General features: G+C 44.0%; 13 protein-coding genes and 1 riboswitch. Of the genes, 8 read left to right on the top strand and 5 right to left on the bottom strand.

The features are described from left to right. Positions 1-12: 12 nt before the first annotated feature. Positions 13-1,536: a DHA2 family efflux MFS transporter permease subunit gene (locus H70737_RS02015; protein WP_042184348.1), complete on the top strand. Its 1,524-nt coding sequence runs from the start codon at positions 13-15 to the stop codon at positions 1,534-1,536. Positions 1,537-1,604: 68 nt separating this feature from the next. On the opposite strand, the gene H70737_RS02020 is transcribed toward H70737_RS02015, so the two are convergent. Further along, positions 1,605-2,648: a YncE family protein gene (locus H70737_RS02020; protein ID WP_052404128.1), complete on the bottom strand. Its 1,044-nt coding sequence runs from the start codon at positions 2,646-2,648 to the stop codon at positions 1,605-1,607. A 187-nt stretch (positions 2,649-2,835) separates the two neighbouring features. Here H70737_RS02020 and H70737_RS02025 point away from each other — a divergent pair, with 187 nt between their 5' ends. The 7 genes from H70737_RS02025 (at position 2,836) to H70737_RS02055 (ending at position 10,454) form a co-directional block, all read left to right on the top strand. Next, a complete protein-coding gene (locus H70737_RS02025; RefSeq protein ID WP_042184350.1) occupies positions 2,836-3,717 on the top strand; it encodes a nucleotidyltransferase domain-containing protein in 882 nt (293 codons plus the stop codon). Positions 3,718-3,795: 78 nt separating this feature from the next. Further along, entirely contained in the window at positions 3,796-4,545 is a 750-nt protein-coding gene (locus H70737_RS02030; protein WP_042184352.1) for a WecB/TagA/CpsF family glycosyltransferase, read from the top strand. A gap of 237 nt (positions 4,546-4,782) precedes the next feature. Beyond that, entirely contained in the window at positions 4,783-5,460 is a 678-nt protein-coding gene (locus H70737_RS02035; RefSeq protein ID WP_042184354.1) for a helix-turn-helix transcriptional regulator, read from the top strand. Between the two features lie 36 nt (positions 5,461-5,496). Then, positions 5,497-6,672, top strand: a complete 1,176-nt coding sequence (locus H70737_RS02040) for a MalY/PatB family protein (protein ID WP_042184356.1) — start codon at positions 5,497-5,499, stop codon at positions 6,670-6,672. A 78-nt stretch (positions 6,673-6,750) separates the two neighbouring features. Then, positions 6,751-8,238 carry a Na+/H+ antiporter NhaC gene (gene nhaC / locus H70737_RS02045; protein WP_042184358.1) on the top strand — a complete coding sequence of 496 codons (1,488 nt, stop codon included), beginning with the start codon at positions 6,751-6,753 and terminating at the stop codon, positions 8,236-8,238. A 14-nt stretch (positions 8,239-8,252) separates the two neighbouring features. Next, positions 8,253-8,642, top strand: a complete 390-nt coding sequence (locus H70737_RS02050; RefSeq protein ID WP_042184360.1) for a RidA family protein — start codon at positions 8,253-8,255, stop codon at positions 8,640-8,642. Between the two features lie 261 nt (positions 8,643-8,903). Then, positions 8,904-10,454 (top strand): flavocytochrome c, encoded by a 1,551-nt coding sequence (locus tag H70737_RS02055; protein WP_042184362.1) that lies wholly within the window; start codon positions 8,904-8,906, stop codon positions 10,452-10,454. 114 nt (positions 10,455-10,568) lie between these two features. Here the strand turns inward: H70737_RS02055 and H70737_RS02060 are convergent, their stop codons facing one another. From H70737_RS02060 to H70737_RS02075, 4 genes are all read right to left on the bottom strand, one after another. Next, positions 10,569-11,411 carry an ABC transporter ATP-binding protein gene (locus tag H70737_RS02060; RefSeq protein WP_052404129.1) on the bottom strand — a complete coding sequence of 281 codons (843 nt, stop codon included), beginning with the start codon at positions 11,409-11,411 and terminating at the stop codon, positions 10,569-10,571. A 16-nt stretch (positions 11,412-11,427) separates the two neighbouring features. Then, positions 11,428-12,189, bottom strand: coding sequence for an ABC transporter permease (locus H70737_RS02065; protein WP_042184364.1), 762 nt, complete (start codon positions 12,187-12,189; stop codon positions 11,428-11,430). Further along, positions 12,186-12,479 (bottom strand): thiamine-binding protein, encoded by a 294-nt coding sequence (locus H70737_RS02070; protein ID WP_036682688.1) that lies wholly within the window; start codon positions 12,477-12,479, stop codon positions 12,186-12,188. The genes H70737_RS02065 and H70737_RS02070 overlap by 4 nt, the downstream gene beginning before the upstream one ends. 299 nt (positions 12,480-12,778) lie before the next feature. Then, entirely contained in the window at positions 12,779-13,828 is a 1,050-nt protein-coding gene (locus H70737_RS02075; protein WP_042184366.1) for an ABC transporter substrate-binding protein, read from the bottom strand. A 159-nt stretch (positions 13,829-13,987) separates the two neighbouring features. Continuing rightward, a riboswitch (TPP riboswitch) is annotated at positions 13,988-14,098 on the bottom strand. Positions 14,099-14,225: the final 127 nt, after the last annotated feature.

Genomic DNA, 14,225 nt, shown 5'->3' on the forward strand with positions numbered 1-14,225 from the left:
GAGGATTCCAAAATGAAAGCAAAAGAAAGTAAAGCATCTTACGGGATATTGGCAATCCTCATGATTGGTGCATTTGTTGCTTTACTGAGTAATACCCTACTCAATATAGCTTTACCATCGATTATGAAGGATTTTAATGTCAGTGCCTCAACGGTACAGTGGCTATCAACGGGCTATATGCTGGTGAACGGGATCATGATTCCTTCAACAGCTTTTTTGATTCAAAAGTATACCGCGAGACGGTTGTTCTTAATCGCAATTGGATTATTTGCGATAGGAACCTTTATCGGCGGATTAGCACCAAGCTTCCCTGTGCTGCTGATCGCCAGAATGGTTCAGGCTTCAGGGGCTGCGATCATGATGCCACTATTAATGAATGTATTGTTCACTACCTTTCCACCTGAAAAACGTGGTTCAGCTATGGGGATGTTCGGGTTGGTTATGATTTTTGCACCAGCTATCGGACCTACATTATCTGGATGGATTATTCAGCACTATGAATGGCCTGTACTATTCTTTATGATTGCCCCAATCGCCGTATTGGTGTTCATTCTAGCCTTCTTCAAATTGCATGATCCTAAAAAAGATGTGGCTATTAAGATTGACTTCTTATCTGTAGTTCTATCAGCGATTGGTTTCGGGGGTCTCCTATATGGCTTCAGTTCTGCTGGGAACAAAGGATGGGATGATCCAATGGTCTACTCCGCGCTTATTATCGGAGCGATTGGATTAGTGATCTTCATTATGCGCCAAATGAAGATGAAGGAGCCAATGCTTAACTTCAGAGTGTACAAATATCCGATGTTCGCTTTATCCTCAGCGATTTCGATTACACTGAATATGGCAATGTTCTCAGCGATGATGCTAATGCCGATTTACCTGCAAAATATTAGAGGGATTTCACCACTGGATTCGGGACTTCTAATGTTGCCTGGTGCTTTAATTATGGGTGTTATGTCTCCAATCACAGGTAAATTGTTCGATAAATTCGGCGGTAAGGTATTAGCGCTAATCGGTCTAGCGATTGTAGTGATTAGTACGTATTTCTTTAGTGATCTGACTGAAACGACTAAATATTCGACACTCATGATTCTATATTCTGTGAGAATGTTCGGGATCTCTATGGTGATGATGCCAGTTATGACCAATGGTTTGAATTCTATCCCAGCCAAATATACGCCGCATGGTACAGCCATGAACAGTACGATTCAGCAAGTATCAGGGGCGATTGGTGGGGCACTACTCGTAACCATTATGTCTAACAGTACCACTTCACATGTGAAAGATATGGTCGCTGATGCTGTAAGTAAATTAACGACTAAACCTTCGGCAGACCAATTGCTTGGTATACAAAATCAAGTCATTGCGAAAGCTACTATTGAAGGAATTAACGATGCATTCTTGGTATCTGTAGGCGTAGCGATTATTGCATTTATTCTAGCCTTCTTTATTAAAAGAGGTGTACAGCCTAAGGAAACGGCAGAAGAGAAAGTGACTGCAAAGAAAGTAGCTGCTAAGCAGGTTACAACGCATTAGTCTATATTCAAAAAGGCGCTCACCTTATAGGTGAAGCGCCTTTTTTTGCAAATATAAGAAAGTAAAGATTACTTATAATGATGTGTTAATCTTGGACCATCCTGAATGACTGTGATGGAATTGTCGTTCGCGACATATAACCTGTTCGTTAGTGGATTAAGTGCGATGTTTACGCCTGTTACGGAGGGGAATACCGCGATTTTTTTAAACGTACTGGCGTTATACACGGACATTCTGTTCTTATTGAAATTACTGACAAATAAATGATTTGTAATCGGGTTGATGAATGTGCTGGAGGAGGAAGATAACACTCTAGTTGCAATCACTTTATTGGTATTTCCATTAAGCACAAAAAGCTTCCCTTGTTTAACCTGTTGAGCACTGGACACGTAAACACGGTTTGTAAGCGGATTAAGGATGACCTCGCTTTGTAACCGTCCAAGCTGTACATTCTTGAGGAGCTTGTTGGTGCGGCCATTGATCACGGAAAGAAAGCGGCTTAAGTTGTTCGCTACATAAATACGGTTCGTAATCGGATTTAGCGCAGGTGTGATTACTGGGTTGTTGCCAACCTTGATGGTTGCTATTACAGTTTGTGTACTACCGTTAATGACAGATACGGAATTGTTTATCGTATTCGTTACATAAATGCGATTGGTACGTTTATTAATGACGATAGCGGAAGGGCGGCCGCCGATCTGGATAGTAGTCCGAATGCAGTTCGATCTGCCATCGATGACGGTTACGATGCCAGAGGCACTCGACACATAAATCAGGTTCGTTCGAACATTAACGTTAACACTATCAGGGTTCCTGCCCACTTGGAGGGTCTTGATTACACGGTTTGTCCGTCCGCTAATTACAGATACCGTTCCATCGCGGAAGTTGGTGACGTACACACGGTTTGTTCTTGGGTTGATGGCAAGCTTGAGCGGAAATCTACCTACTTGTATGGTTGCAATGATCCGATTGGTCAGGGTGCTTAATACACCAACAGTTCCGGCTGTAGTGTTAGGGTTTACGAAGTATACCCGATTGGTGATGGGATTTACCTCAATATCTCCGACAGGTACGGATGTAGGAACTGTGGTTATGATGGTGGGTAACGCCATGATATAACCCCCTCTTCAAATGACTAGATGATTCATTATATTTGGGCAAGGGCAAAAGGGTACTACATATATCGTTGCAAGATGTATCTCCAGAGTATAGAATGATATTCCCAAATCCACATTTTAGATTAAATGTAAGCGCTATATTTACAAGGGGATTGAGATTGATTGGAGGCTGATGGATACGATGATGAAATCAGTATTGTCGGATATTTTACTAACACCTGATAAGTTGCTACTTCATCGCGAATTACTAGAGGAGATTGGAAAGTTCATTACGCAAGAGATCCTAAATCATCCGTTATTGCAAGAAGATCGTCAGAGGGTAAGCATTATCCTAGATGGATCGACCGCACTCGGGGTGGTAGATGGGCAGTCGGATGTAGATATAATCATTATTTGTGAGGATGAGTCTTACAACAGTATTAATCATCGGTTCGAGGAAGCGGGGCTAATTCCGGAGCACAGTAGTTTTTTTATGGATTTAAGGCTTCCGAGTGGGAAGACAGGGCATTATACACTCCATAAAATATCTGATATCAAAGAAGCTTTAATGAGCGGGGATATGGAATGGCTGTGGAATGCATCGGTGTCCTATATTTACTACGATCAGCTGGATCTGAAGTCAATTTTTCATTCTTATGTTCCACTCCAACCTGAAGTGCTAATGAAATTTCGTAAGAATTCATACATACAGCTAAGAAGCTATGCCAGAAGTCTAGATAATCCTGTAGTTCGTGGCGACGCCTTTCCCATCTTGTTCTTAGCGGTTTCCCTTTATAAAGAGGCTTTACGCTGTGCAATCACTATTGAAGGTTATCCGTATCCCTATGACAAATGGCTTGTTCCCGTAGCGCAGCAAACCGTCGTAGGTCGAAAGATTTTGGAGTGTGCAGGCGATTTTTGGAGTTATCTTAGAGAGGATGAATCCTTTGCTCCCATGTACCAGGAGGACAATAATTTTGTCAAAATGGAAAAACAATTTCGAAAGATACTTTTGGAGGAATTCCGCCTGCGGGGGATCGATGAACCTTGGTTAATAGAGTGGTGGAAGTTTTTGGAGGAATAAACGGAGTAATGACGCTGACTATCCTTCCTGATTACGGTAAGGTATACTGGAATGAACTTTTCAGTAAGAGGTGATTAAATGGCTGGGACAGTCTCTATATTAGGCGTTCCTTTTTCAAAACTAACACTAAACGAGACAACACTTCATCTAACAAAACATATTCAATCCGGAGAACCGAAGCTATTTCATTTGATTACGGCGAACCCGGAAATTACGATAACAAGCCAATCGGATGAGCTGCTTCGAACCATACTCCATGAGTCAGATTTGATTACTCCTGATGGGATTGGCATTGTGCTGGCATCGAGAAGAAAAGGTGACCCTATAGCTGAACGAGTTACGGGGTATGAACTACTTCTTGAGCTGCTCGCACAAGGGAATAAGCTGGGCTGGAGCTTTTATTTCTTAGGCACGGATGAGCATACCAGCTGTAAAGCGGTCGAAAAGATTACAGAGCTATATCCGAATGTGAAAATTGCCGGAAGACATAATGGTTTTCTTGCTAAAGAAGAGGAACCGGCCATTGTGGCAGAGATTCAGCACGCACAGCCAGATTTCCTGATTGTCGCGATGGGGGCTCCATACTCTGACAAGTGGGTTTATAAGCATAAACAGGCGCTTTCTCAGGTTAAGGTTGTGTTTGGCGTGGGGGGAAGCTTGGATGTTATAGCGGGAAAAGTGACTCCAGCCCCTGCGATATGGAAGAAACTCAATTTGGAGTGGCTGCATCGACTCTTATTCGCACCTGTGGCCAAAGGACAAAAGTCGCGCTGGCGCAGGCAAGCAGTTCTTCCTAAATTCGTGTATCAAGCTATGATTAGGAAATAAGATACAGCAGTAAATATCGTCTTTCACTATTTCTGCAATTTGTAGAAATAGTGAAAGACTTTTTTTGTTATCGCTTTACAGGAAATATGCCCTAAGTATTTAAGAGAGAATATTGGCTGGAACAATTCCAATATATTACTGATTGCTTTTTTAAGAATGTTGTAATAAAATCTTATCAAGATAATAAATTATTATCAAAATAGAAAAGACGTAAAACGAAAGGAGTGAGATACTCACATGTTAGAAGATCGCAGCTGCCTGGAGTCCTATTTTCCAATCGCTTCTTTTATTGCTTCAATTATAGGTTCAAAATGTGAGGTTGTTATTCATGATATAAGCAATCCAGAGCGTTCAATTATTTTTATTGAGAACGGATACATTAGTGGGCGTAAAGTAGGCGATAGTTCAACAGATCTCGTGCTTAAGCTGTTGAAAGATGAGTCCTACCGTGAGCAACCGTTTATTGCTAACTATAAAGCGCGTGGTTCGCAAGGTCAGGTATTTCGCTCCGCTACTTATTATATTAAAAACAGCAGCAGCGAATTGGTCGGTATGATGTGTATTAACATTGATGTCACGCATATGGAGGTTGCAGCTGAGTGGATACAAAACATTTTGCAAGGAGGATCAACACTTCCACCAGTACCGTTAATACCACAACAAGAGGTTGTAGAGAAGCAGACGGAAGAGTATTTACAAGGAAACGTAGATGACCTGCTCCAGCACATGATTGATTCGGTGCTCGGTAAAATTAATGTCCCGGCAGAGCGATTGTCCTCGAAAGAGAAGATTGAACTTGTGAAAGTACTTAACGAGCAGGGCGTGTTTCTACTTAAAGGTGGAGTTTCTCAAGTCGCTAAGACCTTGATGATATCTGAGCCAACAGTTTATCGTTATTTGCAAAAAATCAAGTGAGAATAAACAGAACTCTCAAGAGAGGAAGTGGGCTAGATGACAATTGACTTTGATAAGGTTGTTAGCCGATATGGGACCAATTGCGCTAAATGGGATGGTATGGCGCAAGTTTTGGGCAGAGAAATGATAGCGCTTTCCGTCGCGGATATGGATCTTCAAGCCCCTCCACAGGTGATTGAGCGAGTAACGGAGATGGCGAAGCATGGCATATATGGATATACCGATCTTTTTCCACCTTATTATGAGGCAGTTCAGGGATGGATTAAAAAAGCTTATGATTGGGAGGTTCCGCAAGAATGGATCGTGTTTTGTCCTCGTATTGTGCAAGCGGTTTCTCTGATCATTCAGAACTTCACTCAACCAGGTGATCAAGTGTTAATCCATACGCCAGCCTATCAGCCGGTTGCCAAATCGGTAGAGCTAAATAACCGCGTATTAGTGGAAAGTCCACTTCGTGAAGTGAACGGGCGTTATGAGATCGATTTTGCTGATATGGAGTTGCGCATGCAAGCAGGGGTTAAAATTGTACTGCTCATCTCACCGCATAATCCGGTTGGACGAGTATGGACACGAGCTGAACTAGAACGAATCGTTAGCTTGTGTACGAAGTATGATGTTTATATTGTATCGGATGATATTCATGCCGATTTTATCCATGAAGGCCATGAGCATACGATAATCGGGAAGATATCGACTGAGGCAGAGCAGCGATCCTTTATCTGTACTTCCCCAGGGAAGACCTTCAATCTTGCAAGCCTTGAAATTGCTAACATCGTGATTCCGAATGATCAGCTGCGGGAGAAATTCAGACATTGCTTACAGCAGGCAGGCTGTCATAACCCAACCTTTTTTGCAGTACCTGCATTAGAAGTGGCTTATACGGAATGTGATGAATGGCTGGAACAATTACGAGAGTATATCACAGCCAATATTGCTTGGGTGAAAGCTTATATAGCTGAATATATGCCAGAACTTCGCGTGATCGAGTCAGAAGGAACCTATCTGTTATGGGTGGATTGTAGGGCAATCAGTGCCAACGAAGCAGAGCTAAAGCAGTGGATAGAGTCGGATGCAAAGGTTAGCGTGAGCTTTGGAACAGGTTTTGGGGCATCAGGAGAAGGCTTTATTCGCTTAAATATTGCAACGCCACTGCCCATGTTACAAGAAGCTTTTCACCGGCTGTACCGAGCCTATCCATTAAAAAGTTCATAATAAAAAACTCTTTATTAATGACCTTGAAAGACCTCGTTAGTAGCCTTTCTCAGATCCGTATCAAGGGGGATAATAATCATGTCCAAATCAGAAACACCAAGAGTCAAGAAACAGCCGACGATGTTCTTAGCGCTATTACCGATTATTACGATGATTGTACTACTTAGTTTAGGGTATGTGTTGTTTGAATTACCACCAGAACCACTTATTATTACCTCTGCTGTTGTTGCTGGTATTATCGCGATTATTCTTGGTTATAGCTACAACGACATACTAGAATCTATCGCTGGTAAGATCGCGAAGACGATGCCTGCCATTCTTATTCTGATCATGGTTGGTTTTATGATTGGGGCTTGGATGGTTGGTGGAACGATCCCGATGATGATTTATTATGGATTGAAAATCATTAGTCCACAATTTCTGCTTATAACCGCATTTATTGCGACAGCTGCCGTTTCGCTTTGTACGGGTACATCTTGGGGGTCAGCGGGAACGATCGGGGTTGCCTTTATGGGCGTTGGCGCGGGTATGGATGCAAACCTAGCAGCAGTAGCTGGTGCTGTTGTTGCAGGTGCTTATTTTGGCGATAAATTGTCACCGCTTTCAGATACAACGAATATTGCCGCGTTAGCAACTGGTGTCAATCTATATGAACATATTGGACATTTATTGTATACCACACTTCCTTCTTTTATCGTTGCAAGCGTTGTCTTTATTATCACAGGCCTAAACACAGATGCTGCAGGTGCTGTTGTTCCAGAGAAGGTTGGAACGATTATGGGATCATTGGATACCATTTACGACTTTAATCTGCTGCTTATCGTACCTGTATTAATCATCTTGTATGGTTCAATTACTAAGAAACCGACAATACCGGTCATGCTGATCTCTTCTATGTTCGCTATGGCTAACGCACTTCTATTCCAGGGCTTTACGCTGAATGATGTCGTTTCTTCTGTTGTTAATGGATTCAATATTTCTATGGTTCACGTAGCTGGATTTGATTCTGCCAACATTATTGAAGATGTACCCCGTCTCCTAAATCGTGGCGGAATGAACTCCATGATGGGGACACTTCTCATTTGCTTCTGTGCAATCACGTTCGCTGGAACCATCTCTCTGACGAAGTCCTTGGAACTGATTGTTAATAAGCTTTTGAAGTTTGTCCATTCCACAGGTTCAATGATCGTAGCAACCATTGTTACAGGTCTTACGATGATCGGAGTTACAAGTAATGGTCAGGTGTCCATCTTAATGCCAGGCGAAATGCTGCGTGAAGCATATATCCGTCGGGGCTTGCATCCGAAGAACCTGGGACGTACCATCGAGGATTCAGCAGCCATTACCGAGCCTATTCTGCCTTGGACAGCTGCAGGTGCTTATATGGCGGGAACGCTGGGTGTTGCAACGTTAGACTATTTACCTTGGGCTGTTCTATGTTGGACAGGAATAATCTTTGCGACAATATGGGGCTTTACGGGATTCGGTATCGCGAAGTTAACGCCAGAGCAACAGGCAGAAATGCTAAAGGAATATGACGGTAACACTAATAAACAAGTTGGATAAAGGAGTTTTTTAGAATGACAAATAATCATAAAGAAATCGTAATAACAACGGATGCACCAGGTGCAATTGGACCTTACTCTCAGGCTGTAAAGCTTGGAAACGTCCTATATACTTCAGGACAACTCGGACTAGACCCGGTTAGTGGGGCTTTTCCTGCTACGGTTGAGGAACAGACGGAACGGTCGTTGCTGAATGTCAAAGCTATACTGGAAGCGGCGGGTACAAGCATGGACCAGGTAATTAAGACGACCGTTTTCCTAAAGGATATGAATGATTTTCTTAAGGTGAATGAGATTTATGGAAGGTTTTTTGCTCAGCCATACCCTGCTCGCAGCGCTGTTGAAGTAGCACGTCTGCCTAAGGATGGGCTCGTAGAAATTGAAGTTATAGCTTATATACCATAAGAGAGCAGACAGTAGATACTACCCAAATTTGTGTTTCAAAACGTTGATTAGAAAATAAGTCAGAGAGCCGCCCTGGATAGGGTGGCTTTCTTAATTGTGAGCAGATTCGTAATTGAAATTGAAAATTTTTATGAAAATTTAAAGTGAAAATATTCATGAAAATGTAACAGTAACCATAACTAATTACATAAAAAACTTCCCAAAACAGTATCTTTGCGTTATCATAAATGTGAAAACATTCACAAAAGGGGCGTTATAAAGATGAAGAAGACATCAAGTGCTGCTCTTATTCTCATTCTCTCTGTCATGCTCGTGATCGCAGGCTGCGGTAACAGTAATAGCAACACTACAGCTAGTAGTAATGGCAACGAGAACAAGAGTAAGGTCAATGAGACGGCTAACAATGATAAAGCTGAAGCCGTATCAGGCGCATCAGAGGCTAGCTACACACCAATGGATCAACTAAAAGATAATTATGATATCGTTATTGTTGGTGCTGGTGGTGCGGGTATGTCTGCTGCACTGGAAGCTAAGGCTAAAGGCTTGAACCCGGTTATTTTAGAAAAAATGCCAGTTGCAGGTGGGAATACAAGTAAATCCTCCTCAGGAATGAACGCTTCCCAAACGAAATTTCAAAAAGAGCAAAGCATTGAAGATAGCAATGATAAGTTTTATGAAGAGACCTTAAAGGGCGGGCATGACACGAACGATAAAGAGATGCTTCGCTTCTTCGTGGACAATTCTGCAAGTGCTATCGATTGGTTGGATTCGATCGGAATCAGACTGAACAATATCACAATTACAGGCGGTATGAACGAAAAACGTACCCATCGTCCAGAAGACGGCTCTGCGGTAGGCCAATATCTTGTCAAAGGTTTGGTTAAGAACGTACAAGAAAAAGAAATTCCATTGTTTGTGAATGCAGATGTGAAGGAAATTACCCAAAAAGACGGTAAGGTTGACGGAGTAAAAGTACTCTTTAACCAGGCCGATGAAAAAACCATTACAGCGAAGGCAGTTGTTGTAACAACTGGCGGTTTCGGTGCCGATATGGATATGATCTCTAAAGTCAGACCTGATCTGGAAGGATACGTTACGACTAACCAGATCGGCAGCACCGGAGACGGCATCAAGATGATCGAGGCACTAGGCGGAACAACCGTTGATATGGATCAAATCCAGGTTCACCCGACAGTTCAACAAGAAAAATCTTATCTGATCGGGGAAGCTGTACGCGGCGAAGGTTCTATCCTCGTAAATAGCGAAGGCACACGGTTCGTAAACGAATTGACTACACGTGATAAAGTTACCGAAGCGATCAATGCACTTCCTGAAAAAGCGGCAACGCTTGTCTTTGATTCCGGCGTCAAATCACGCGTGAAAGCAATTGAACAATATGACAAAATGGGCTTCGTAATCCAAGCGGATACCATCGAAGCATTGGCGAAAGAAATCGGTGTTCCAGCCGATAAGCTAAAAGCGACACTTGATACTTGGAACAGCGCGGTAAAGAACAAGAACGATGCTGAATTCGGCAGAACAACAGGGATGGACAACGATTTGTCCGCGGGTCCTTACTACGCTATTAAGATCGCCCCAGGGATTCATTACACCATGGGCGGCGTGAAGATCAATACGAACACAGAAGTATTAAATAAAGACGGCGCTGCTATTCCTGGCCTGTATGCGGCTGGTGAAGTTACAGGTGGATTGCACGGTCAAAACCGGATCGGCGGTAACTCTGTAGCAGAAATCATTATTTTCGGCCGTCAAGCAGGGGTTAAATCTGCTGAGTTTGTACAAGCACAATAAGATTTAACTGTTATTCTGGTTAAAACAAAAGAACCGCTTGGGCTAATTGAAGCCCGGGCGGTTCTTTGTTTAATCTCTCGTTTAAAGTGAGTGGAGTGACCTCTATTCAAAAAGCTACTTCTCGCTTTTAGCTTGTTCTTCTCGCATCCACTGTGACAGCTGGCGTTTGAGTTTAAGGAATTCCGGGGAATCCGTAATCTCATCGCGGCGTGGCCGTGGAAATGGCACATCAACAGTATGTAGAATGGAGCCGGGGCGACCCGAGAATACATAAATACGATTCGAGAGCAGCAACGCTTCTTCGATGTTATGGGTAATGAATAGCACGGAGCGGCGATTCTCCTCCCACAGCTCCAGCAGCCAGCGCTGCATTTCACTGCGAGTTAGTGCATCCAATGCGCTGAAAGGTTCATCGAGCAGCATCAACTCCTGCGGAGCCAGCAATGCTCTGAGAAAAGCAGCACGCTGCTGCATCCCACCAGACAGCATATGCGGATAAGCCTGTTCGAATCCATTCAAGCCAACCTTGGCGAGCCACTGGCGCGCTTCTTCACGAGCTCCATCCTGCAGAGCGCCTTTAATTTCCCCGGCTAGAAGTACATTATCTTCAATCGTTCGCCAAGGAAAAAGCGCAGGCTGCTGCGGCATATAACTGATTTCACCACGTTGACCCGTAACGGCTCTGCCGTTCATGCGGATCGTTCCTGCATCGGGCTTCACTAGTCCGCCGATCATATGGAATAAGGTGCTTTTTCCGCAGCCGGAAGGACCGACGATCGAAACGAACTCTTGCTGCTCTACCTTAATAGAGACGTTGTTAAGCACGTTCGTCTCGCGGCGACGATGGGTGAAGGACTTGGAGATGCCGCTTACTTCAAGAGCAGGTGGTGCAGTATGAGCTTCAGGAGAGCTTGTGTTTTCAGTTGTTCTTTGCTCTATTTGCGTCGCTTGAGACATACAGGCATCTTCCTTTCTATGAGTTACGGCGCGGTTTCCAGCGAACTAACCATTTTTCGAGCAAGGCGATAATCGCAAAAAGCACAAGACTAAGGAGCACAATAATAACAATAGCGACAAACATCCGATCCGTACGGTAAGCCGATTTTTGCAGCAGCATATAATAGCCAATCCCTTTATCCGCGCCAATCCACTCAGCGACCACGGCTCCCATAACCGCATAAGTAGCAGATATTTTCACGCCGGAAAATAGTGCCGGGATAGAAGACGGAAGCTCCAGCTTGGTGAAGACTTGCCACTTGCTTGCGCCAGCCATTTTCATATAATTCATCATGACCTGATCACTTTGAGACAAGCCGCCCATTGCAGCGACAGCTACCGGGAAGAAGCATACCAGTGTAATCAGCACGATTTTGGGCAAAAGACCGAAGCCAAACCAGATGATAAGCAGTGGTCCGAGTGCGATAGAGGGAACATTTTGACTCAGAATAATGAGTGGATAAAAAGCCCGTCTAGCCCAAGGTAAAAGATGCAAAAGTAGCGCGACGATCAAGCCTACACCTGTACCAATAGGAAAACCGATTAATGTGAGTCGGAGCGTAGCCATCGTATGAGCCCAGAGACCTGAGGCATTACTGGTGGATTCGCGAGCAATATCAGCAGGACTCGGCAGAATCCAGGATTCGATATGGAATAGAGAAACAGATAACTGCCATACGGTTAAAAAGAAGACGACCGCCACAAGGGGCGGCCATATTAGCTTCCAGGTCGATCTCACGGCCGATATTTCTCCGTCAATTTATCCATGCTGATTCCGTTAGGGTTATGAGCGATTTTGATTTGGGAGATCACGCTTGGACTACCTGCTTCGATCAGTGCCTCCTGCATTTGACGTACAACCTCCAGGAGCTCGCTCAGTTCACCTTCCATAGTAGTTTCCAGTGGATTCACCTGATGTTTAACGCCGGATTTTTGAATAACTTCAATCGCTTTATCTACGTATGGGATGGAGTCCTCATTGTTTGGAGTCTTAGGAATTACTTGAATGCTTAATAGTGTGTTAGCCACAATAATCAATCCTCTCAATTTATAAGGTAAGTTCAAAAAGCCAACTTTGATAACGAAGTGTTTTCAGGAAGCAGATTCGGCGTCGAATCTTGAACGAACTTGGGAAGTCCGGTACTCACGTAGCAAATCACTACGCTCCGTTCCTCCTTCCTCAAGTAACGTCCAACCTTCTTGGTTCTGAAAGCTGACTTTTTGAACTCTCATTGAAATAGGTAAATTCAAAAAGCCAACTTTGATAACGAAGTGTTTTCAGGAAGCAGATTCGACGTCGAGTCTTGAACGAACTTGGGAAGTCCGGTCTACTCCGCCGGTAAAAAATCATTCGTGAATGCACTAGCTGCATCCAGCGGTTTGTCCAGCAGCTTCAAATCATACATCCAGTCACCGTAATTCTGCCAGACCTCGGTTTTTTGCTCTCCCCAGCGTGGGGCGTCGTCCTTATATTTCGGGCTAAGCCATTTTTGGCTAGCTAGGACAAGCTCGGCATCAAGGTCAGGCACAGCCTTGGATAATGTAGCGGCAGCCTCTTCTGGATGATCAATCGCATATTGATAACCCTTCGATGTGGCTTTCAGGAAAGCCTTCACCAAATCTGGATTCTCAGAAATCTGCTTCTCACTCGTGGTCAGCACAGGGGTGTAATAATCGAGCTGAGGCGCATAATCCTTCAAGTAGAGCATATCCAGAGGCTCACCACGCAGTTCGGCTTCAATGCCGGTCCAAGCGTAGAAGATCCAAGCGAAATCAATGTCACGTTTGACTGCAGTAAAATAGTCAGCTTCACCAATACTGATTAGCTTCACCTTTTTCACATCGCCACCAACAGGGTCCATGATCGCCTTCATGGCTGCTTCCTCAGCGGGAGAGCCCCAACCTCCGTAAGTTGTACCCTCAAAATCTTTTGGCGATTTAATATTGCGATCCACTGGAGCGGCGAATCCCGAAGTATTATGCTGAATAATGGCTGCAATCGAGACAAGGGGAACGCCTTGTAGACGAGCTAGAGTCAATCCTTCCTGAGCGCTGATTCCAAAAGCAGCTTCGCCAGAGGTAACCATCGTATCAGAACCCGCTGCGCCAGGTTGAACGATTTCTACATCCAGACCTTCTTCCGCGTAATAACCAAGATCCTTGGCTACGTATAGACCGGTGTGGTTCGTATTCGGTGTCCAATCCAGTGCAACCTTAACTTTGGTAAGCTCTTTTGGAGCATTTGATCCGGTCGCTGCATTCGATTCCGCAGCATTTCCTTTGTTTCCGGCTGTATTCCCATTGTTGCTGCCGCATCCGGCAATCGCAAGAATGAGCATACAGGTGAGGCTAAGCATAAGTACTTTTTTGACTTGCATGTCTTCTTCTCTCCTTTAAGGTTGCCAGATCCCGTCATCCAACATGAACCATAAAGTGTAGTATGTACATTTCTTCTACATCTTTTGTGATCTACACAAAAAAGCGCCCCGAGTGATCGGGACGCTGGCTTGGCGCAAGGTTAGTAAAGGTCACAGGGACCAAAACCAATTGGCGATTCCTACGCTGGCATTATCCAGATCAGGTATAAGGGTCAGTATCTTGTGGGATACAATCTCAGCCGGCCAATTCCAGCACCCCTGGTTCTATGAAGTTAACGGGTATTTCTCGCTTAAACGCTAATCGTCTTTATAAGGACGCTGAAGGCGTTTATGCTTGCATACGGTGTATTATAGACGGCTGTTCTCGGAATGTCTAGTAGCACGCTCCTAAATTTTT

Origin of the sequence: Paenibacillus sp. FSL H7-0737 (assembly GCF_000758545.1) — a bacterium.
Taxonomy (GTDB): Bacteria; Bacillota; Bacilli; order Paenibacillales; family Paenibacillaceae; genus Paenibacillus_AQ.

Coding starts and splice junctions, on each gene's coding strand:
- H70737_RS02015 (WP_042184348.1), top strand. CDS start 13: ATGAAAGCAAAAGAAAGTAAAGCATCTTACGGGATATTGGCAATCCTC.
- H70737_RS02020 (WP_052404128.1), bottom strand. CDS start 2,648: ATGGCGTTACCCACCATCATAACCACAGTTCCTACATCCGTACCTGTC.
- H70737_RS02025 (WP_042184350.1), top strand. CDS start 2,836: ATGATGAAATCAGTATTGTCGGATATTTTACTAACACCTGATAAGTTG.
- H70737_RS02030 (WP_042184352.1), top strand. CDS start 3,796: ATGGCTGGGACAGTCTCTATATTAGGCGTTCCTTTTTCAAAACTAACA.
- H70737_RS02035 (WP_042184354.1), top strand. CDS start 4,783: ATGTTAGAAGATCGCAGCTGCCTGGAGTCCTATTTTCCAATCGCTTCT.
- H70737_RS02040 (WP_042184356.1), top strand. CDS start 5,497: ATGACAATTGACTTTGATAAGGTTGTTAGCCGATATGGGACCAATTGC.
- nhaC (WP_042184358.1), top strand. CDS start 6,751: ATGTCCAAATCAGAAACACCAAGAGTCAAGAAACAGCCGACGATGTTC.
- H70737_RS02050 (WP_042184360.1), top strand. CDS start 8,253: ATGACAAATAATCATAAAGAAATCGTAATAACAACGGATGCACCAGGT.
- H70737_RS02055 (WP_042184362.1), top strand. CDS start 8,904: ATGAAGAAGACATCAAGTGCTGCTCTTATTCTCATTCTCTCTGTCATG.
- H70737_RS02060 (WP_052404129.1), bottom strand. CDS start 11,411: ATGTCTCAAGCGACGCAAATAGAGCAAAGAACAACTGAAAACACAAGC.
- H70737_RS02075 (WP_042184366.1), bottom strand. CDS start 13,828: ATGCAAGTCAAAAAAGTACTTATGCTTAGCCTCACCTGTATGCTCATT.